General features: G+C 41.9%; 20 protein-coding genes. 17 read left to right on the top strand and 3 right to left on the bottom strand.

Translation table 11 applies throughout. The features are described 5' to 3' along the window. Window positions 1-8 precede the first annotated feature (8 nt). The 3 genes from uvrA to F0227_RS06825 form a co-directional block, all read right to left on the bottom strand. The gene (uvrA, locus tag F0227_RS06835; RefSeq protein ID WP_171752447.1) at window positions 9-2849 is read right to left on the bottom strand and encodes an excinuclease ABC subunit UvrA; all 2841 of its coding nucleotides are present in this window, start codon (window positions 2847-2849) and stop codon (window positions 9-11) included. A gap of 237 nt (window positions 2850-3086) precedes the next feature. After that, window positions 3087-3959, bottom strand: coding sequence for a UTP--glucose-1-phosphate uridylyltransferase GalU (galU, locus tag F0227_RS06830; protein WP_171752446.1), 873 nt, complete (start codon window positions 3957-3959; stop codon window positions 3087-3089). 235 nt (window positions 3960-4194) lie between these two features. Next, window positions 4195-4842 carry a LuxR C-terminal-related transcriptional regulator gene (locus tag F0227_RS06825; protein ID WP_171752445.1) on the bottom strand — a complete coding sequence of 216 codons (648 nt, stop codon included), beginning with the start codon at window positions 4840-4842 and terminating at the stop codon, window positions 4195-4197. Window positions 4843-5157: 315 nt separating this feature from the next. On the opposite strand from F0227_RS06825, the gene F0227_RS06820 reads away from it, so the two are divergent. The 17 genes from F0227_RS06820 (at window position 5158) to F0227_RS06740 (ending at window position 21336) form a co-directional block, all read left to right on the top strand. Next, window positions 5158-5742: a single-stranded DNA-binding protein gene (locus F0227_RS06820; protein WP_171752444.1), complete on the top strand. Its 585-nt coding sequence runs from the start codon at window positions 5158-5160 to the stop codon at window positions 5740-5742. A 232-nt stretch (window positions 5743-5974) separates the two neighbouring features. Further along, complete coding sequence (csrD, locus tag F0227_RS06815; protein ID WP_171752443.1) at window positions 5975-7966, top strand: RNase E specificity factor CsrD; 1992 nt, start codon at window positions 5975-5977, stop codon at window positions 7964-7966. 14 nt (window positions 7967-7980) lie between these two features. Continuing rightward, on the top strand, window positions 7981-9516 hold the full coding sequence (locus F0227_RS06810) for a PilN domain-containing protein (RefSeq protein WP_171752442.1): 1536 nt from the start codon (window positions 7981-7983) through the stop codon (window positions 9514-9516). Then, a complete protein-coding gene (gene pilO, locus F0227_RS06805) occupies window positions 9513-10154 on the top strand; it encodes a type 4a pilus biogenesis protein PilO (RefSeq protein WP_171752441.1) in 642 nt (213 codons plus the stop codon). Before F0227_RS06810 ends, pilO begins: the two co-directional genes overlap by 4 nt. After that, window positions 10147-10470 carry an MSHA biogenesis protein MshK gene (locus F0227_RS06800; RefSeq protein ID WP_171752440.1) on the top strand — a complete coding sequence of 108 codons (324 nt, stop codon included), beginning with the start codon at window positions 10147-10149 and terminating at the stop codon, window positions 10468-10470. Before pilO ends, F0227_RS06800 begins: the two co-directional genes overlap by 8 nt. Window positions 10471-10485: 15 nt before the next feature. After that, entirely contained in the window at window positions 10486-12138 is a 1653-nt protein-coding gene (gene mshL, locus F0227_RS06795; RefSeq protein WP_171752439.1) for a pilus (MSHA type) biogenesis protein MshL, read from the top strand. A gap of 3 nt (window positions 12139-12141) precedes the next feature. After that, entirely contained in the window at window positions 12142-12981 is an 840-nt protein-coding gene (locus F0227_RS06790; protein WP_171752438.1) for an AAA family ATPase, read from the top strand. 2 nt (window positions 12982-12983) lie between these two features. Beyond that, window positions 12984-14306, top strand: a complete 1323-nt coding sequence (locus tag F0227_RS06785; RefSeq protein ID WP_171752437.1) for a hypothetical protein — start codon at window positions 12984-12986, stop codon at window positions 14304-14306. Window position 14307: 1 nt separating this feature from the next. Continuing rightward, window positions 14308-16035 (top strand): GspE/PulE family protein, encoded by a 1728-nt coding sequence (locus F0227_RS06780; protein ID WP_171752436.1) that lies wholly within the window; start codon window positions 14308-14310, stop codon window positions 16033-16035. 9 nt (window positions 16036-16044) lie between these two features. Next, on the top strand, window positions 16045-17271 hold the full coding sequence (locus tag F0227_RS06775) for a type II secretion system F family protein (protein ID WP_171752435.1): 1227 nt from the start codon (window positions 16045-16047) through the stop codon (window positions 17269-17271). Further along, on the top strand, window positions 17252-17731 hold the full coding sequence (locus F0227_RS06770; RefSeq protein ID WP_171752434.1) for a hypothetical protein: 480 nt from the start codon (window positions 17252-17254) through the stop codon (window positions 17729-17731). Before F0227_RS06775 ends, F0227_RS06770 begins: the two co-directional genes overlap by 20 nt. Before the next feature lie 73 nt (window positions 17732-17804). Then, entirely contained in the window at window positions 17805-18332 is a 528-nt protein-coding gene (locus F0227_RS06765; protein ID WP_171752433.1) for a type II secretion system protein, read from the top strand. A 144-nt stretch (window positions 18333-18476) separates the two neighbouring features. Continuing rightward, complete coding sequence (locus tag F0227_RS06760; RefSeq protein WP_171752432.1) at window positions 18477-18977, top strand: type II secretion system protein; 501 nt, start codon at window positions 18477-18479, stop codon at window positions 18975-18977. A gap of 126 nt (window positions 18978-19103) precedes the next feature. Continuing rightward, the gene (locus tag F0227_RS06755) at window positions 19104-19568 is read left to right on the top strand and encodes a prepilin-type N-terminal cleavage/methylation domain-containing protein (RefSeq protein WP_171752431.1); all 465 of its coding nucleotides are present in this window, start codon (window positions 19104-19106) and stop codon (window positions 19566-19568) included. Next, window positions 19558-20127, top strand: a complete 570-nt coding sequence (locus F0227_RS06750; RefSeq protein WP_171752430.1) for a type II secretion system protein — start codon at window positions 19558-19560, stop codon at window positions 20125-20127. The genes F0227_RS06755 and F0227_RS06750 overlap by 11 nt, the downstream gene beginning before the upstream one ends. Further along, window positions 20127-20882 carry a prepilin-type N-terminal cleavage/methylation domain-containing protein gene (locus tag F0227_RS06745; protein WP_171752429.1) on the top strand — a complete coding sequence of 252 codons (756 nt, stop codon included), beginning with the start codon at window positions 20127-20129 and terminating at the stop codon, window positions 20880-20882. The genes F0227_RS06750 and F0227_RS06745 overlap by 1 nt, the downstream gene beginning before the upstream one ends. Continuing rightward, window positions 20872-21336, top strand: a complete 465-nt coding sequence (locus F0227_RS06740) for a hypothetical protein (RefSeq protein WP_171752428.1) — start codon at window positions 20872-20874, stop codon at window positions 21334-21336. Before F0227_RS06745 ends, F0227_RS06740 begins: the two co-directional genes overlap by 11 nt. Window position 21337: the final 1 nt, after the last annotated feature.

Genomic DNA, 21337 nt, shown 5'->3' with positions numbered 1-21337 from the left:
CATAACTTCTATGCGCTGTCAGAACCAGTTAACAAAGGAGCTAAGAATCGTGCAGTGTGAGAGCCTTTTACTTTCACTACCTCTTCAGGTACGCCTTCGGCAATGATTTCCCCTCCACCTTGACCACCTTCAGGGCCGAGATCGATGATCCAATCCGCTGTTTTAATTACATCAAGGTTGTGTTCAATCACTACAACAGTATTGCCGTGATCTCGTAATCGATGCAATACATTAAGCAGTTGCTGGATATCATGGAAATGTAACCCAGTGGTCGGTTCATCTAATATATAGAGAGTTTGCCCTGTATCTCGTTTAGAAAGCTCTCTTGCTAATTTGACCCGTTGAGCTTCACCGCCAGATAGAGTGGTGGCGGCTTGGCCTAACCGGATATACGACAAACCAACGTCCATCAATGTCTGAAGTTTTCTCGCTATAACTGGCACAGGATCAAAAAAGGTTCTTGCATCTTCAACGGTTAGTTCTAACACTTCATCAATGCTTTTTCCTTTATAGCGCACTTCCAGTGTTTCTCTATTATAGCGCTTCCCTTTACATACATCACAAGGTACATAAACATCGGGTAAAAAGTGCATTTCAACTTTTATTACACCATCCCCCTGACAAGCTTCGCAACGCCCGCCTCGAACATTAAAGCTGAACCGGCCGGGCTTATAGCCTCTAGAACGAGACTCTTGAGTACCGGAAAACAGTTCTCTAATTGGGGTGAATATACCGGTATAAGTGGCAGGGTTAGATCTTGGTGTTCTACCTATTGGGCTTTGATCAATATCGATAACCTTATCAAAGTGCGCTAAGCCTTCAATTTTCTTATAAGGAGATGCTTCGGCCGTGGTGGCACCATTTAAATGGGTTTGTGCAATTTTGTAAAAAGTATCGTTAATGAGTGTTGATTTTCCTGAGCCTGAAACGCCCGTGATACAACTGAACAAACCGACAGGTAAAGATAAAGTAACATCTTTCAGGTTGTTTCCTGTCGCACCAACAAGTTCGACGGTTTTTTTAGGGTCCCGCGGTGTTCTTTGCTGTGGAATCGCGATAGATTTTTGGCCACTTAAATATTGCCCAGTTAACGAATCCGGAGTATCGATAATATCCTGCATGGTTCCTTCAGCAACCACACTGCCTCCATGAATGCCAGCGCCGGGACCAATATCAATAACATGATCGGCGGATCTGATCGCATCTTCATCATGTTCAACCACCAAAACGGTGTTGCCGAGATCTCGTAAATGAGTAAGTGTTTTAAGTAATCGTTCGTTATCTCGTTGATGTAAACCAATGGAAGGTTCGTCCAACACATACATAACGCCCACTAACCCCGCTCCGATTTGGCTCGCAAGTCTTATACGTTGTGCTTCTCCCCCTGACAGGGTTTCGGCACTACGAGATAAATTGAGATAATTGAGGCCAACATTAACCAAAAAGTGTAAGCGATCATTGATCTCTTTCATCACCTTTTCTGCTATCTGTGCTCGCTGGCCTGTTAATTCTAAGGAGTGAAAAAAGTCCAACGCTTCGCTAATGCTCATCTCGACAATAGAGGGGAGTGGCGTATCTGCGACAAAGACGTTTCTCGCTTCAACCCGTAAACGGGTGCCATCACATGTAGCACATGATTTTGTAGAGATGTATTTGGTTAGGTCTTCTCGAACGGCGTTGGATTCGGTATCTCGGTAACGTCTTTCTAAGGTATTGAGAATGCCTTCAAATGGGTGACGTTTTACTCGGATATCACCTCGGTCATTAATGTATTTAAATTCAACTTCTGTTCGACCAGAGCCTTTTAAAACCACCTGTTTAATCTTGCTTGGTAGTGATTTAAAAGGAGCATGAAGATCAAAACTGTAATGCTCAGCAAGAGAAGAGAGCATTTGAAAATAATAATAATTTTTTTGATCCCAGCCTTTTATTGCCCCTTCTGCAATTGACAGATTTTCGTCATGAATGACTCTGTCAGGATCAAAGTATTGTTGTACACCTAGACCATCGCAGGTAGGGCAAGCACCAGCTGGGTTATTAAATGAAAATAGACGAGGTTCTAACTCTTGCATGCTGTAACCACAATGGGAACAGGCAAAGTTAGCGGAAAAGATAATATCTTCTTTGCTTTTATCATCCATCCAAGTAATTGCTGCAATTCCGCCGGACAGTTCAAGCGTTGTTTCGAATGACTCAGCGAGACGTTGCTGTAAGTCTTTGCGGACTTTAAAACGATCTACGACTACTTCAATGGTGTGTTTTTTATGCAGCTCTAACGTTGGAGGATCGGATAAATCACATGTTTCTCCATCAATTCTAGCTCGAATAAACCCTTGTGCTGAAAGGTTTTCTAGGGTTTTAACATGTTCCCCTTTGCGCTCTTTCACAATAGGGGCCAGTAACATTAATTTAGAACCTTCCGGTAGTTCTAATACCTTATCCACCATTTGACTAATGGTTTGGGCCGCTAATGGCTGTTTATGGTCGGGGCATCTTGGTTCTCCTACTCTGGCGTATAGAAGACGCAGGTAGTCATAAACTTCGGTAATTGTCCCGACGGTTGAACGAGGGTTATGAGATGTTGATTTCTGTTCGATGGATATCGCTGGAGAGAGCCCTTCAATATGATCAACATCGGGTTTCTCCATCAATGATAAAAATTGGCGGGCATAGGCAGACAATGACTCAACGTAGCGTCTCTGTCCTTCTGCATATAAAGTATCAAAGGCTAAAGAGGACTTTCCTGAACCTGATAACCCTGTAATGACAGTGAGTTTATCTCTAGGGATGGTTAAATTAATATTTTTTAAATTATGGGTTCTAGCACCCCGTACTTCTATTTGGTCCATAAACTCAGCTCAATTTTCTTTCAATTTTTCCAGTATCGCACAGAAAAAATATTCCGCAATAAATACTGTATAAAAAAACAGTCATAACAACAAGGGGGGAGTGAAGCAGTTATTAAGCCTGTTTTATACTCAGTATGTAGAAGTTAGCTAAGTCTATAAATAAATTCACCTCACAATGTGTACTTGTGAGGTGAATATTGGAATTGCGTTTATGGTGAAATCAATCCGATAGAGTGGTTATGATTTTTCGGTCGACATCTGGTCAAGCTCTAACTTTTGCTGATCTTTTTTGTATAGGTTTTGGTAACAAAAGTTGGTGGCTTCGATGTAACCATCGACGCTACCACAATCAAAACGTGTCCCTTTAAATTTATACGCCAGTACGCAGCCTGATTGAGCTTGTTTTAACAAAGCATCGGTAATCTGAATTTCGCCACCTTTACCTGGTTGCGTATTTTCAATCAGCTCAAAAATATCAGGTGTCAGTATATATCGGCCTATGATGGCTAAGTTGCTTGGTTCAGTTCCTGGCTCTGGTTTTTCGACCATATCGTCAACGCGGAAGATGTCATCTTTAATCATCTCTCCGGCAATAACACCATATTTGTGAATGTCTTCTTTCGGGACTTCTTGTACGGCGACAATAGAGCAGCGGAACTGTTTGTACAGTGCACTCATCTGTGCAAGCACACCTTGGCCTTCTTCATTGACGCAAAGGTCATCTGCTAATACAACAGCGAATGGTTCTTCTCCTACCAACTCTCTGCCAGTTAAGATGGCGTGGCCTAACCCTTTCATCTCTCGTTGTCGTATATAGGTGAAGTTAGCGGCATCCATTATTCGACGTATATCAAAAAGCAATTCTTCTTTATTTGTCCCGCTAATTTGATGTTCAAGCTCATAATTCTTATCAAAATGGTCAAAAAGAGCGTTTTTTCCACGTCCAGTGACTATGCATATACCGTTCATCCCTGCTTCAATCGCTTCTTCTACACCGTATTCAATAAGAGGTTTATTCACCACTGGCATCATCTCTTTAGGCATGGATTTAGTCGCGGGTAAAAAACGAGTTCCATAACCTGCCGCGGGGAAAAGACACTTCTTAATCATGGTAAAGCCCTTATTATTAAATAGATATCGAGGAATATGACGGAACAATATCATCATTGATGTGGGGGAGTAAATCGACATTGTGCTCTAGTTTGATTAGCAGCAGAAACCGACATTCTCTGGTTAAATAAAGTTATTGCCCCGTTGATGATAATAATTCTGTGAATTCTATAGTTTGTTTAATGTTAGATGGTTTGGTTAATTTTTTGTTTAGCTCTCTACTTCAACCTGAAGGTTAAGGTAAATATTTCTGCGCCCAGACAATGGCCTGATAGCGGTTTTTCACTTTTATCTTTTTGAAAATATTATACAGGTGAGATTTCACCGTGTATTCGCTTAAGTTTAACGCGTCAGCTAGCTGAAAATTAGACATCCCCTTTTTAAGTGTGTTCAGTACATTTTTTTCTTTTGGCGTGAGCTTTAAAGCATATGGGTTGCCAAAGTGGACGATGGTTGATTGATAACACTCAAATAGCGACTCAATAATTTCTTTGGGTAAGGCGTACTTTCCAGCTACAAGCTTTTCAATTCCTTTTGTTATCTGCTTTGGGCTGGTGGTCAGATAGAAGAAACCGCGTAAGTTAGCGAGTGGTGCCAGTTCTATGCTGGAGACCTTCAATGGAGAGTTATAAATGACCAGATAACAGTTATGATGAATATATAGCTGCTGGTTTACGTATAATATTGCTTCATCTTTTGCGTGGAAATCCATCAGTAATAAGTAGTTATATTCATGTGTAATATATTCCGTTATTTCTTGCCATGAGACTTCGATGGTCTCTATTTTTTGTCGTGTGGGTGTATTGAGGTTGGCGAGGTTTAAAGGCACTGTCATATGAGTACTTACAGGGCGAATTAGCAGCAAATAGTCGACTTTAATCATTTAAGGATACTATTTAGTTAATCGTAATGATGGCAAATACGTTACTTCCGTTTTGGTTAATTAGTGATTAATTCTCATACTAAAATATAAAGAATGCGTTTTATTTCAGCTTGTTGCCGTAGTTGTTCTCTTTTAGTTTCAACAAATTGTGTACTGGCTCGAAAAGTTTAGTGAGAGAAAGAGCGAATATAGAGAGAAGGTTGACGATTTTGTATGCAGTAAGAAGAGAATTGATGTATGGGGTTTGAGGGATGAATAGTAATCATGCTATCCTTGCCTTCCAATTTTTTAGATAGATTTTAGACGGAGCGGATCATGGCAAGCCGTGGAGTGAACAAAGTAATTATAATGGGAAACCTTGGCGCTGATCCTGAGGTTCGTTATGCCGCAAATGGTAATGCAATTGCGAATATAACCATTGCTACATCAGAGTCTTGGCGTGATAAAACCAGTGGTGAGCAACGAGAAAAAACTGAATGGCACCGTGTTGCGCTATTTGGTAAAACTGCAGAAATTGCTGGTGAGTACCTTCGTAAAGGTTCGCAGGTTTATGTTGAAGGCCAACTACAAACTCGCAAATGGCAAGATCAGTCTGGACAAGATCGTTATACAACAGAAGTGGTTGTTCAATGGCCAACAGGTCAAATGCAGCTGTTAGGTGGTCGTGGTCAAAATCAGGGCCAAGGTCAAGGTGCTCCAATGGGAGGTCAACCTCAACAGCAACAGCAGCAAGGAGGTTGGGGCCAACCTCAACAACCGGTTCAGCAACCAGCTCAGCAACAACCTGTTCAGCAACAGCCAATGCAAAGCCAAGCTGCACCAAAACCAGCGCCACAACAGCAGCCGCAACAGCAATATAATGAACCACCAATGGACTTTGACGACGATATTCCGTTTTAAAATGCCAGAAAAAAGCTACTTTTTAGTAGCTTTTTTCATATTTGGGACTCCGGTTAGTAAATATCTCTATTTCTCCATTCACAAAAACCATCAATCGCATGATACTTATATCAATGTGACCTCAAGAGCTCTGACATTCTCGCTGAACAAATATTTTGACGTTACTTGGGCATAATAGATAATTAATAAAACCAACAATAATCCGCTTGGGTAGAAAAGGACTTTATTATTCATGCGACATACCCCTACATTAAAGTTAAGCACGCGATTAACCGCTTTTGTCACCATTATTGTGGTAAGTGCTATTGGCATACTGTTTATTGGTGGGACGCTGTCATATAGAAGTGTGGGTCATGAATATATGAACCGATACTTGGATGGAATTGTCTCTGTTGTTGATGAAGAGATGATTAGTGGCGACAAAGTGGCAGCGATGCAGAGCTGGTTACCAAAGTTGTTAAAGAACAGTAATATAGTTGAGATGGATATCGCCTCTTCTGCTGGCTCTATTTATCAGTTTATTGATACCTCGACCATTTATGATGAAAGCCGACTGGTGGAAAGGGATTATTCACTAAACATAAATCAAGGCTACACCCTATACCTTAAAGCCTTACCACCCTATTTAGACCAAACTTACTCATTTGGTGCTCTCTCTTCCATCACATTGGCGATCGCTCTGATTGTTTTTTGTTTAATTCAGGGGGTTCGTTGGTTAAAAGTACAGCTGCGTGGTTCTGAGTTGCTAGAAGAGCGGGGCAGGATGATATTGGCAGGCAGGGTTGCTCAGTATGCCAAAGGGGATGAAAAAGAGTGGCCTTATACCGCGAGTCAAGCGTTAGACCAGTTGATTGAAGAGCTTCAGGATGCACGCCAAGAACGTAGTCGATTCGATACCTTTATTCGAACGCATACATTTTTAGATCAGCTCACTGGTGCCGCTAATCGGGTGTTATTTGATAGTAAACTGGAATCCGCACTGCAAGAAAGTGGCTCTTCTGGTGGCGTGTTACTGCTGCGCATTAACGAATGGGACTCGCTAACAGAGACTTATGCAAAAGAAGAGTGTGATGACTTCGTTGTTGAAGTGGGTAGCGTTATATCAAATATAGTGCAACGTTTTCCTGATGTTGTACTGGCTCGATATTACACATCCGATTTTGCCCTCTTGATTCCTCATCAAAATAGTAAAGATATTGCGATTCTCGCGACTCAGTGTCTTCGTCAATTGGAAAAACTCACATTACTGGATGATATGCGAGAAGATAACTGGTGCCACATTGGTATAACCATGTACTCAGAAGGTGAGAGACGAGGACACATTTTAAGTGAAGTGGATACCGCGCTAAAAAGTGCACAGTTACAAAACAATAATAATTGGAGTCGATTTCAGAAAAAAGAGCATGCGCATAACTCAAGAGGGAGTGTTAGATGGCGTACGTTGTTTGATAAGTCATTCCAAACCAATAATATATTGATATACGAACAGTCTTGCTATTTATCTGGTCAATCAAATGGCAATACAACATTGATGCACAACGAACTTTTTTCACGAATTAATGATGATGGAGTCGGTGTCCTCAAAGCCTCGCGGTATATGGCAGCAGTAGAGCAAATAGGCTATGAAGCGAAAATGGATAAAGTGGTTTTTTCTACAATTATTGGTTTTCTAAAAGCGTCAAATTTAGCAGCATGCTATTCTATTAATCTGCATGTGCTACCTTTTCAAGAGAGAAGTCACTTTCGTTGGTTAAGGGATGAACTACTACAATTACCGTCGAATACTCGAAATAAATTAAGCTTTGAGTTTGTAGAAGGCGCAATAGTCAAACATTTAGATTTTATGCGACCAGTGATCAGAATGATCTCTGGATTAGGCTGTGATGTGATAGTGGATCAAGCTGGGCGAACCATTACCAGCACCCATTACATTAAAGACCTCGGTATCGACTATCTAAAACTTCACCGAAGCTTGATAAAGAAAATAGAGCAGCGTCAAGAGAACCAACTGTTTATTCGTAGTTTGATCGGGGCTTGTGAAGGGACAGAAACTAAAGTCATCGCCGTTGGTGTCGAAACAGGTAAAGAGTGGCATACACTGATGGAGCTGGGTGTTGATGGTGGGCAAGGGAGAATGTTTCAAGCAGAAACTCAACTCATTCCTAAACCCAAAGCGGATAAAGTTCAAGTTGGTCGACGAAATCGTTGGCGGAAAAAATATTAAGGTAATATGGGATCATGAGTTTAACTGACATCATAAGCAAATTGAGATCACCGTCATCGGTTGATCATCGGCTGCATATTATGATTCAGCAAGATGCTATTTATCTTTCCGATACGGCAGATTTGAACGCTGAACCATTACGGTTTCCTATAGAGAAACAGTGGGAAGAGACAATAGATGCTGTCTTAGCATCAAACAATTTCTCCGGATGTCATGCAACTGTGGCATTTTCTTCGAGCTACTATCAGATTTATCAAATAGACAAACCAGAGCTTCCGATTGAAGAGTGGCCGTCAGCTTTGCCTTTTTTACTAAAGGATCTTATCTCAGAGAGAGTGACGGATATTATTGCGGATGCGACTTTATTGCCTGATGGCCGTAAAGTTCAGGCCTATGTCATTAATAAAAAACAGATACTAACGTTAAATAGTAAACTCGATAAACAGAAAGTCATGCTACATCGAGTTGTGCCTGAAGAGATACTTTGGGGTCATGCGCAACATGATATTGCTCATTTTATGTTGCTTCGTCGCAGTATAAAGAGCGATTTTAAAATTGGCGCTTATGCCAATGGGGATAACCGCTTTCAGCGCTCTATTCGAGGAGTGGTTGCTCCTTTGACCGGTAATGCGTCAAGTGAACTGCAATTTGATAGCATTGCATTAGAACTGCAGCGTTCTATTGATTATCTGTCTGCCCAGTTGCGAGATACGCCACTCAATCACTTACTCATCTGTTGTGATGAAGAGTCTTCTGAAGAGTTACTGTCGGCACTTTCTAGTCGGTTGAGTGTTAAAGTGCTGCTGTTTTCTCAATATGAGCAGTGGTTATGTGGTCAGATTCTATGTCAGGCGATTAAGGAATTACCTCAACAAGGTATCAATCTCTATCCTAGTTTTCTTAAACCTAAAGTTGAGCTGCTCTGCTTAAAAAATGTCACTCTATCTTGGGTGGTGTTGGCTGCGGTTATGTTGAGTAGTTATGGCTATTTTGATTACCAGAATCGGCAGAGTAAGCAACAACTTGACGTTTTAATGAATAAAAATAGTCAACTAGCGGAAGAGCTTGAGCTGAACCAAGCTAAATTGCTAGAACACACTCCCTCCGCAGAAAAATTAGTTGCAGCAGAACGCTGGTTAGCCAATATTGACAATCAAAAAGCGAGAATTTCCGCGATAGAAGAGTTTGATGACGCGCTAACCGTCGGCTATTCCGGAGTTATGCAAGCTTTGGCACAGCTCGCTAGAGATGACATTTCTCTTTCTGCGATTAAAGTGAATAACAAACAGTTAAACTTTAAAGGTGAGACCAAATCACCTGAAAATGTTCCAAGTTGGGTTAAGTCATTCAAACATGAGTTAAACCTGAAAGAGAAAACCTTTGATACATTATCCATTGTCCGAGATGAAGATAATGTGGTTACTTTTGAGTTATCTACTCAAGTAGATCTATCTAACTCATCAGAACCTTCTACTCAAACAGGGCTATCTGAAGTTCAAGCGGTTACTCCAACAACGGTTGAGTCGGTTATAGGAGAGCAAGTGAAATGAAACTATGGAATCAGTTCGATGAGACGTTTACTCAGCTATCCTCTAGAGAAAAAGGCTTAATATTCATATTGGGGCTTGTAGCGATATTCTTTATTAGTCTAACTTTTCTTGTTGAGCCTGCAATAGCGGTAAAAAAAATACAGCAACAGCAATTACAGTTAGAAACGGCTCAACAACAGCGATTGCAATTAGAGATTACCACCGCCAACCACCAGCTAAGTCTTGATCCTGATGAAGAGATCAACAACAAACTGGCACAGCTATCTCAATATAGCCAACAGCTCTCTTTACAGTTATCCAATTTCGTTGATCGCTTAATCACTCCGTCAGAGATGGCAGCACTATTGGAAACCGTACTGCAAAGCAGTGATAACTTAACTCTTTTATCACTTAAATCTATGCCTGCAGAGCCCATCATTGCGGGTGATAGTGAACAAGCAGATTATTTTATTCACCCTGTACAAATGGAGTTAACAGGTAAGTATTTTGATATTCAGGCGTTTCTGATCAAATTAGAATCTATGAAGGTTGACTATTTTTGGCGTGATTTTGATTATCAGGTCGATCAGTATCCCAACGCGAAATTGGTGCTGGTGGTGTACACTTTAGGGACTAGGCTGGAGTTTATAGGTGGTTAATAACATACTGTTGGCCGTTTTGGTAATGACGCTCTCTACACCCGTCTTTGCCTTACAAGACCCGACCCGCCCTTTGAGTTGGGCGGCACCGAAAGCATTAGTGAAACAGAAAACAGAACATAGTGTCCCTGTTTTACAAAGTATCATCTGTAGAGAATCTTCTCCATGTTATGCCGTATTGAACAATAAAGTAGCCGAGCAAGGCCAGTACGTAGCTGGTTATAAGGTGAAAAGCATTACATCAAAAGAGGTGGTTGTGGTTAAGGGAGACTCTCAGTGGCAGTTAGCACTTTTTGCATTAGATATAAAACAATAGGAATTCAAAGCTAATATGCGCAAGATAGTAATGGCAGTTATCGTGGCATCTATTCTCGGATGTAGCTCAACAGAGCATCGAGATCCTGTTGAAATAAAACAAGTACTTAACGAAGCCGTTAATGATGCTAATAGCAACAGCTTGGATGAGTTGCCCGCAGCCGTGCGAGCTGATCTTATGCCCGAATTTAATGACTCATTATCTAGTGCACCGACATCTTTAAAACGATTTAGGGTGCAAGCTAATGCGGTGGAAGCGTCGACATTTTTTACCAGCATACTGAAAGGAACGGGTTATAGCGCGGTGATCCACCCCGGTGTGGTAGGACAAATCACCATGAATCTGACGGATGTTACTTTAGATGAGGTGCTTGACGTTACACGAGATATTTATGGCTATGATGTCGTCAAAAATGGAAAAATAGTTCAAGTTTATCCTGCAGGAATGCGAACAGAGACGATAGCGGTAGATTACTTACAGTTCCAACGACGTGGTCGCTCATTGACGTCTATCACCACCAGTACCGTATCCACTAAAGGGGATAACAATAACTCCAGTAACAACTCTGACAATAATTCTAGCAATAACTCTAGCTCTTCCAATAGCAGTAACAACAGTAGCAACAATAACAGCGGTAGTTCGTCGGAGACGGTTACTGGTGGTACGACGATCGAAACCATTAATGAGAGTGATTTTTGGCAGCAATTGCAAACGTCGATCAGTTCACTGGTTGGCACCGAAGGCGGTAGAAGTGTTGTTGTTAACCCGCAAGCAGGTGTTATCACCATCAGAGCTAAGCCTGATGAAATCCGAGAAGTAAAACAGTTCCTGAATATTTCACAACAAAGGTTAGAGCGCCAAGTTATTTTAGAAGCGAAAATCTTAGAAGTGACATTAAGTGATGGTTACCAGCAGGGTATTAACTGGACGAACCTAAGCAGTACTCTTGGCGGAGGTTCGATAAATATCGCAAGGACGGCAATCTCTACGGTACTACCCGGTCAAGACTCTATTGGTGAGTTACTTGGCGGTCAGACGAACGTAACGATCTCTGATGGGAACTTTGAAGCCGTCTTGAGTTTTATGGGAACCCAAGGTGACTTAAATGTGCTGTCTAGTCCCCGAGTGACTGCCGCTAATAACCAGAAAGCGGTGATTAAAGTGGGGGTGGATGAGTACTTTGTCACCGATGTTAACATCGAATATGTATTGGTGAATGGAGAAAATGAACGTCAAATTGATTATGAGTTTACACCGTTTTTCTCCGGTATTTCTCTGGATGTGACGCCACAAATTGATGATAAAGGTAATGTACTTCTACATGTGCACCCTGCGGTTATTGATGTTGAAGAGAAAACCTATGAATTCATCAATAACGCTCCTATGGCGAGAAGCTCTATTCGTGAGTCCGATTCCGTTATTCGGGCGAAAGATGGTGATGTGGTGGTGATTGGTGGGTTAATGAAATCAAACACGCTAGATAAAGTCTCAAAAGTGCCATGGTTGGGCGATATACCTGGCTTAGGTAATCTATTTCGAAATACAACTAAGCTAACTCAAAAAACGGAACTGGTTATTCTATTAAAACCAACGGTGGTAGGTGTGAATACTTGGCAACAAGAGATAGAACGTTCACGTAATTTAATACAAGAATGGTTCCCTGAGTAAGGTATGTATCAGGACTTTTTTGGTTTCGAGCAAGACCCGTTTGGTTTAACGCCTAATACCAAACTGTTTCATGCGCTGCCGCCTCATTATGAAGCGATAAATACCGTTTTGTCATCAATAGAGATGGGAGAAGGCATTATCAAAGTGACCGGAGAGGTAGGGACTGGCAAAACCATGGTTTGTAGGATGTTGATTAATCAATTGGTTGATAAAGTGAGTTTAATCTACATTCCAAATTCAGTACTTTCTGGTGATACTTTGCGTCAAACCATTGCCAATGAACTGCAGGTAGATACAAGTAATGACGTTGCTATGGTGGATAATATTCATAGTCGATTGTTAGAGCTCTGCAGCAGCGGTCAAAAAGTCGTCGCATTAATTGATGAAGCGCAAGCCTTAACCGATGAAGCATTAGAAGTTTTACGGTTGTTTGGCAACCTTGAGACTGAACAAAATAAGTTATTGCATATTGTTTTACTTGGACAGCCTGAACTGGATAGACGTTTAGAGCAGGATCATATGCGCCAATTTAGGCAGCGAATCACTTTTAATGCCAAATTGCGACCATTAACACTCTCTGAAGGGTGTGCTTATATTCAATTTCGTCTAGAAAATAGTGGTGCAACAGAGCCACTGTTTACATTGAGACAGAGAAAATCTATTTGGATCGCGGGTCATGGTATACCAAGGTTGATCAATCAAATTTGCCATAAATCACTTATATTGGCCTTTAGTCTGCGAGAGAAGAAAATTCGTAATAGCCATATATATGAAGCGATCCAAGATACTTTTGATGCTCGAAAGCCAAAACACAAAGCACCATACTTATGGGGTTGGAGATAATTATGAGTGTGATAAACAGTGCCTTAACCGACATTGCAGATAAAAAAGCGTCGAGTTTAGATAGCGATAATCAAGAGAGTAATAACCAAGAGAACAATAACCAAGAAAGTAGCAATCGCACGGCTAACGGCATAAATACGCTCGCCGCCAACAACATGACCAAAGCGAATATTCCTCATGTTCGTCAAAGTAATAAGCTTGTATGGGCAGTAGGAGGCTTTGTTTTAAGTCTCGGAGTGGGCAGTTGGGCTGTTTCACAGCAAGAGGTCTTAGTTAATGAACTGCAACAGCTCTCTTTACCAGTCACAACTTCACTTGTTTCTGGCTCGACAACTTCCCCCACCACGGAGTCAGTGCTGTCTGTTTCGGAACAACGGGTTGAAAGCTCTACCGTTACGCAGCAAAACTTAACGTCATCGCCGACGGTCAGCCTTGCATCTACCGAAACGATTCAACTTTATCCTAATGGTGATAATGACTTTGAAATGCGGGATGCTGAGATGAAGAGCTTTAAGGAAATTGACCTTAAAGCCACGGCTGGTGAAGCAAATGTTCAGCAAGAAAGTGCCGCTAAAGTAAAAAAAATGAACCTCACTGAGGTTACAAAAGCAAAGGTAACCGCAGTAGAAAAAACGCCAGCAGTATCAAATAGCAGCAGTAAGCCTGCACATGTTGTGGCTCAAGTCGCTGTCGCGCCGAAAAAGACGGCGCTTGGTGAGATCGCAGTGGAACAAGTCGAGTTGTCGCCTAATACTTTGTCGGCTAATGCCATTGAGCGAGGGAAAAAAGCGTTAGACAGCAATGAATTGAGTGAGGCCATTCAAGAGTTTGAGAATGCCATAAAGTATCAACCTAATGATGATGAAACTCGTAAGCGCTTGGCTGCCCTTTATTATGGGAAAAAGGATATTCGTCGATCGGTTGAGGTACTGCAACAGGGTATTCGTTTAAACGAATCAAGTCAGGGGTTACGGATCGCTCTGGCAAAAGTTCTGATAAAAGAAGGTCAAGCCGAAGCGGCGCTGAGCCCGTTGGTTTATCTGCCTAGCAATGTAAACATTGACTATCTGGAGTTGAGAGCAGCACTGTCTCAGCAAGTGAAGAACCAAGAAATTGCCACAGAAACGTATCAAATATTAACCCAGCGAGCGCCAGACAATGCTCGATGGTGGTTAGGCTTGGCTATTCAGCAAGAGAGAGCTCTTGAGTATCAGAAGGCGTACCATTCTTATCAAGCGGCCATCAATAAAGTTGGTGTCTCCAAGCAGACTCAGGCTTTTATTCGCGAACGGTTGACGTTGCTGAAAGATTTGCAGGGAGAGTAAAGTGCAGATTAAGTTAAGAAAGAGGTTAGGCGACCTGCTGATAGAAGAGAACATTGTTACTGAACAGCAAGTGGATCAGGCGTTGTCTGCGCAGAAACAGACCGGAAGAAAGCTTGGTGATACGCTTATTCAGTTAGGTTTTATTAGTGAGAAACAGATGCTTGAGTTTTTATCTCAGCAGCTCTCTTTACCCCTTATTGACTTAAGTCGCGCTGATATTGATATTGATGCCGTTCAACTTTTACCTGAAGTGCATGCTCGTAGAATACGAGCCTTGGTCATTGGCCAGAGTGCGAATAATTTACGTGTCGCCATGAGTGACCCCGCCGATTTATCGGCACAAGAATCCTTATTTGGCCAACTAGCGCAATACCAAATTGAGTTTGTCATTGCCTCTGATAAGCAATTGGTAGATGGGTTTGATCGTTATTATCGAAGAACGAAAGAGATAGCTTCTTTTGCTGAGCAGTTGCAAGCAGAGCACCAAACCACAGATAGCTTTGAATTTGGTACGCTGTTGGAAGGTGATAGTGAAGAAGTTACGGTAGTAAAGCTGATTAACTCCCTTTTTGAAGATGCCATTCAAGTTGGGGCATCGGATATCCATATAGAGCCAGACATTAACGAGCTGCGTATCCGGCAGCGTATTGATGGCGTGCTGCATGAAACCCTTTTAAATGAGATCAATATAGCGCCGGCACTAGTCTTACGACTTAAGCTTATGGCTAACTTGGATATATCTGAAAAGCGCTTACCTCAAGACGGTCGTTTTAATATCCGAGTGAAGGGACAGTCGGTTGATATACGTATGTCTACCATGCCCGTTCAGCAAGGTGAATCAGTAGTCATGCGTCTATTAAACCAAACCTCAGGGGTTCAACGGCTAGAAGATTCTGGACTGCCAGATGACATCTTAGTGCGTTTTCGCAGACAGATTCGTCGCCCTCACGGTATGATTTTAGTTACAGGGCCAACAGGTTCAGGAAAGACCACGACCTTATATGGTGCTTTATCAGAGCTAAATGAGCCGTCTAAAAAAATCATCACCGCAGAGGATCCTGTTGAGTATCGGCTTTCTCGGGTTAATCAGGTCCAAGTAAATCCCAAAATCGATCTCGATTTTTCCACTATTTTACGAACATTTCTACGGCAAGACCCCGATATCATTCTAGTCGGGGAGATGCGAGATCAAGAAACTGTAGAAATTGGATTAAGAGCCGCATTAACGGGTCACTTGGTATTAAGTACATTACATACTAACGATGCGGTGGACAGTGCCTTGAGAATGATGGATATGGGAGCGCCGGGTTATCTTGTTGCCAGTTCTGTTCGTGCGGTACTTGCCCAACGGCTGGTAAGAAAAGTATGCCCTGACTGTGCCAAACCAGAGTCGTTAGATATGGCGAAACATAGCTGGCTAGAGAGCCGTTTTCCTAATCAGTCTGAGGCAAGTTTTACTAAAGGTCACGGTTGTCAAAACTGTAATTTGACGGGCTATCGTGGTCGAATTGGGGTTTTTGAATTTCTGGAACTGCAAGAAGATATGATGGACGCCTTGCGGGCAAATGATGCGGTAGAGTTTGCAAAAAGAGCAAGAGTAGCTCCCGGCTATAAGCCGTTATTGGTTTCGGCTATGGAGTTGGCTTTAAATGGGGTCGTTAGTTTGGACGAAGTGATGAACCTTGGTGAAGGTGATGCAAGCGGTCACTTAGAACCTACCTATATCTAAGGATACGGAATGGCTAATTTTCGATATCAAGGTAGAAATATAGATGGTAGCCAAGTGAATGGTGTCGTCGAAGCCGCAACGGAAGAGTTGGCAGCAGAATCATTGATGAATAAAGGCATTATTCCTACATCTATCTCCCATGGCGGCGTTGGTGGAGGGTTAGGCAGTATTGATATTAGCCAATGGTTTGTTCCTGCTCTTCCTTTAGAGATCTTAGTGATATTTTGTCGTCAAATGTATAGTTTGACTAAGGCAGGAGTACCGCTACTGCGTTCAATCAAGGGGTTATCGGCTAATACACACAATAAACAGTTAAAAGCCGCACTTGAAGATGTGGTCAATGAACTGACGAATGGTCGTAGTTTGTCGGCAGCTATGGGGGTTCACTCAAAAGTATTTTCACCTCTGTTTATTTCAATGATTAACGTTGGTGAAAACACAGGTCGGTTGGATCAGGTGTTGTTGCAGTTGAGCGGCTATTATGAGCAGGAACTTGAAACTCGTAAGCGCATTAAAACGGCGATGCGTTACCCCAGTTTTGTTATTACTTTTGTCATTATCGCTCTGTTTGTTCTCAACATCTGGGTGATCCCTCAATTTACCGGAATGTTTAACCGGTTTGGTGTTGAGCTTCCATTACCAACACGGGTTTTAATTACAACATCTAGCTTTTTTGTAGACTATTGGCAATGGATGCTTGCCGCATTATTCTCGGCTGTTTTTGCTTTTAGAGCTTGGGTTTCTGGTGACTCAGGAAGAGAAAGGTGGGATGGCATTAGATTGAGAATACCCATTGTAGGCAGTGTTATAAATCGTGCTCAAATGGCACGCTTTTCTCGAACATTTTCACTAATGTTGCAAGCGGGGGTACCACTGAACCAATCTATTGCATTAGCTGCGGAGTCTATGGGCAACCGTTATTTAGAAGTTCGTTTATTGGAGATGAAATCGGCTATTGAAGCCGGGGGATCAGTTTCGAATACGGCGACGAACAGCGGTATTTTTACCCCTTTGGTGATCCAGATGATTTCTGTTGGAGAAGAGACGGGACGAATTGATGAGCTGCTGGTCGAAGTGGCGGATTTTTATGACCGAGAAGTGGATTACGATCTGAAAACTCTAACGGCAAGAATAGAGCCAGTGTTATTAATTTTTGTCGCATCAATAGTGTTGGTATTGGCGTTGGGAATATTTCTACCAATGTGGGGCATGTTGGATGCTATTCGCGGAGTTTAATATTGGTCCCAGCTATCTCAATGCTCGGTTTATGGTTTGGTTAACGGTCACTGTTTTGCTTATGACCGCGTTGTTATTTAGCTGGCGAACCATTGAGCCGGAGGCAACACAAACGGCTTATATTGTGGCGGCGAAATCAATGCTAGAACGAGCAAATGAGCTTAAGCAAATCTGGTTAGTAAAAAAGAGTCCAAGTCGCTTAATCATTGATGGTGATGAGTATAGATTTAATCCTTATGGTTGGCCTGTTTTTGGTAATGAAAACAGTCATGGGTGTCAAAAAGGGTTGCAAGCGTTATTTCCTGAAGAGGATATATTTGGTGAAAAACTACTAAGTTATGATTTTCATCAAATAGAGGGAGGCTATATATGCCGTTATAACTATCCCGATAATAATGCTATTGTTATTAAATTAGTAAATAGCAAGTTTTTAGTCAGTGCAGAATTTTTTGATTTATAAGTTCTGACACTAAGTTTACAAAGTTTCCGTTAGTAATCTCTATACTGCGTCGACTTGAACGATGGAAGGTTATATGAAAAAACAATCTGGTTTTTCTCTAATGGAACTGGTGATTGTCATTGTAATTTTGGGGCTGTTGGCGGTTGCTGCACTTCCCCGTTTTTTAGATGTTACCGATGAAGCTAAGAGAGCGAGTATCGAGGGGGTCGCGGGTGGATTTGCTACGGCAGTCCTGTCGGCACGAGCTCAGTGGGAGGCAGAAGGTAGGCCGAAAACCAATAACTTAAATGTGGTTGATTATGATGGAACCAATTTCTTGTTGACTGATTCAACAAACAATAATTTTCGTGATGGCTATCCGATATCGCTTTATGGTGGAAGTAGCGTGACGGCAGTGACGGCGGCTATTTGTAAATCATTGATGGAAGAGCTATTGCAGAATCCACCATCCGTAGATGTTAACGCAACAACGAGTCCAGATTATATTGCTTCGGCGCTGAGCAGTACTGAGTGTCAGTATCAGCAGCAAGAGAATGGAACCAGTCATAACTTTGTCTACCAAGTATCGGCAGGTCGAGTGACGGTTAATTTAGTTAATTAGTCATTAATAAAGTGATTTACTGAGCATTATTCCGTATAAATAAGCATTATGATTTATACTAGTTAGTATTGGAGCAGCAAGTATGCCGTTTGCAATACATAGAAAGCTGCAATCAGTGGTAACAGGCAAAGAGAGAAATAAATTATGAAAAGAGCAGGTGGTTTCACCCTTATTGAATTGGTAGTTGTGATCGTTATTTTGGGTATTCTTGCCGTTACAGCTGCGCCACGATTTTTGAATTTGCAAAAAGATGCGCGTGTTGCATCTTTACAAGGTTTGTCAGGTGCAATAAATGGTGCTGCGGGTATCACTTTTGGTAAAGCAGCGATTGAAGGTTTGGAGAGTAAAGCTAAAGCTGATAACCCAGAGATTACGGAAGGGTCAACAACCATTAAGATTACCTATGGTTACCCTGTTGCTACCGACGATGGTATTGGTAAAGCAGTAACAGGACTAGCTAACACAACGGATTGGACGGCATTTGCAAATAGGAATAATGCGAGTAGAGCAACAAGCTATAGAATTACATTTGCTTCTAACTCAATTAATAATTATGCCGGCATCACAACTTGTTATGTGCAGTATGATGAGCCAACCACATCTGGTTCTGCACCCGTCATAACGGTAGAAGATACCTGTAATTAGTAATTCGAAAAGGCCTGCAAATGCAGGCCTTTTTTTCAAATTGTTTAGATCTACGGTTTCCTACAGTTTCTCCCTTTAAATATCTTATATACTCTAATTAGTTAACAAATGATGGAACGAAGATGTATGCGTTTAGCTAAGTGCCGACGGACTGGCTTTACCTTGGTTGAGTTGGTTGTGGTGATATTATTACTTAGTATCCTCTCTGTGTACGCTGCGAGTCGTTATAGTGGTGCCAGTGGTTTCTCTGCATACGCTGCGCAGCAGCAAGCCATTACTGTTATCCGTCAGATTCAGCTAAGTCGAATGCAATCCAATGTCAGTACAGTTTCTTCCAATTACCAGTTATCTGTCTCTGATAGTTGTCTTGGCTCGGTAGCGAGTTGTGCCACTACCGAAGCGCGTAGTAATCGACTAGAGTTACCCGATAATATCCGTTTCTCTCAAACTATGACCGTAGGGTTTGATCTGCTTGGGAATCCGGCCTGTTTATCAACAGCGTGCCCTACAGATTACAAAATAGAGATAGTCAGTTCAGCGGATACGTTAGCGGTCTGTATTAATAACCAAGGGTATGTTTATGGCTGCTAAAAACTGTCGAGGTTTTACCCTTATTGAAAGCATTATCGCTATTATTTTAATGGGGTTAGCCATGACCTCTCTAATCACTTTTCTCTTTCCGCAAGTTCAAGACTCTGCACGGCCTCATTATGAAGTGAGAGCCGCGGCGTTAGCCAATAGCTTTCTAACCGTTATATTGGCAAGAGGTTATGATGAAAATAGCGATATTGATGGTGGTATTGAACGGTGTGGCGAAGGGACAAGAGTCTGTTCCGCGACATTTGGGCCAGATGGCATCGATGAAATTGAAAATAGCGTACGTAAACCACAAAACTTTAATGATGTAGATGACTATATTGGCTGCTGGACAACCAATAGTGCGAGCGAGGCTTATTGCAATAATAGAGTCGGCAATTTAAATGATATTTTTGGCAATAGCATCAGTGATGAATATGCTAATTTTGCCGCCAATGTCGAAGTCACTTCAGACTCGATTGACGGTAACAGTGAGTTTAAGAAAGTTACGGTTACCGTCACGGCGGGACAGTTTGGTGACTACCGTTTCTCTGCGCACAGAGGTAACTTTTAATGAGAGTAAAAGGGTTTACCTTAGTAGAAATGGTGATGGTGATGGTTGTTATGGGCATCATCTTTTTAGGCATTACTGGGTTTATTGAGCTTGGAGCAAAAGGGTATGTTGATACGGTTGACCGGCAGAAAGTACAGAATCAGGCTCGTTTTGCTATAGAGAAATTATCTCGTGAAATTCGTCATGGGATTCCAAATAGTTTTGCTACCGTAACGAACAGTGTCGGAGACAAATGCTTAGAGTTTTATCCTATCGCTCGTTCTGGTTTTTACTCTCAAAACGAGATCAGTGGAAAGGTTGACTTTATTATAGGTAATCAAGGTGAGCGCTTACCAACCAGTAATAGCGAAAGTATGGTCATTAACCCAAGCAGAATTGAAGACTTAACCAGTGAAACTCAGTCAGTGTCATTGGCTAATTGTCGAAACAGCAGCAATGATGATTGCACTGAAGAGGAAAAAAGTAGTGGTGTATTCGTATATTCAGTAGACGATGATTTTGGCAGTCATTCTATTGCTCGACGTTATTATAGTTTTAACGGCAAGGTGACTTATTGTATTAGTACCACTGGAATGATCACGCGAAACGGGATCAGCGTAGCAGACGGAATCAACCATAATCAAAGTAGCTTTAGCTATTTAGATGCCACTTTACAGCGTAGCGGATTGGTACATTTGGATTTTCTGTTTACCAACCCTGAGCAAGATGAGCAGAGTTTTTATAAGCATGATGTGCAGGTGTTAAATGTCCCATAAAAGAACAAAACAGCAGGGAAGTATGATTCTTGTCGCCGTATTTGTCATCGTGGTGATGGGGTTACTTGCCGCTAACTTGAGCCGAATACAGTGGTCGAATCAAGATACCTTGTCTCGTGAAGTGCTTGGCACACAAGCATGGTTTGTTGCTCAATCTGCTAATGAGTGGGCGTTAGTGACGTTATTTCCTATCACTAATCCTGCTAGTAGTGTGACGCTCGCGCAGTTGGATCAGCGTTGTGATAGCGTCAACAGCCCAGCGAATAATGTTGTCAACGATATTACTGATGGCGTGCCATGCCGAATAAACGCCATTCGATGCAGTAAACCTGCCTCCTCTTTGCCTGATGAGCTAAAATACTATCGTGTAACATCCAGTGCTATTTGTAGTTCAGGAACCATTTTCGAGGTTCAGCGAGAGCAGGATGTCTGGGTTCGGGCATTAGGAGAATAAG

It is taken from the genome of Vibrio sp. 99-8-1 (assembly GCF_013114595.1).
Lineage (GTDB): Bacteria > Pseudomonadota > Gammaproteobacteria > Enterobacterales > Vibrionaceae > Vibrio.
The sequence above is the reverse complement of the archived record's forward strand: the minus strand, read 5'-3'. Positions and strand labels throughout refer to the sequence as shown.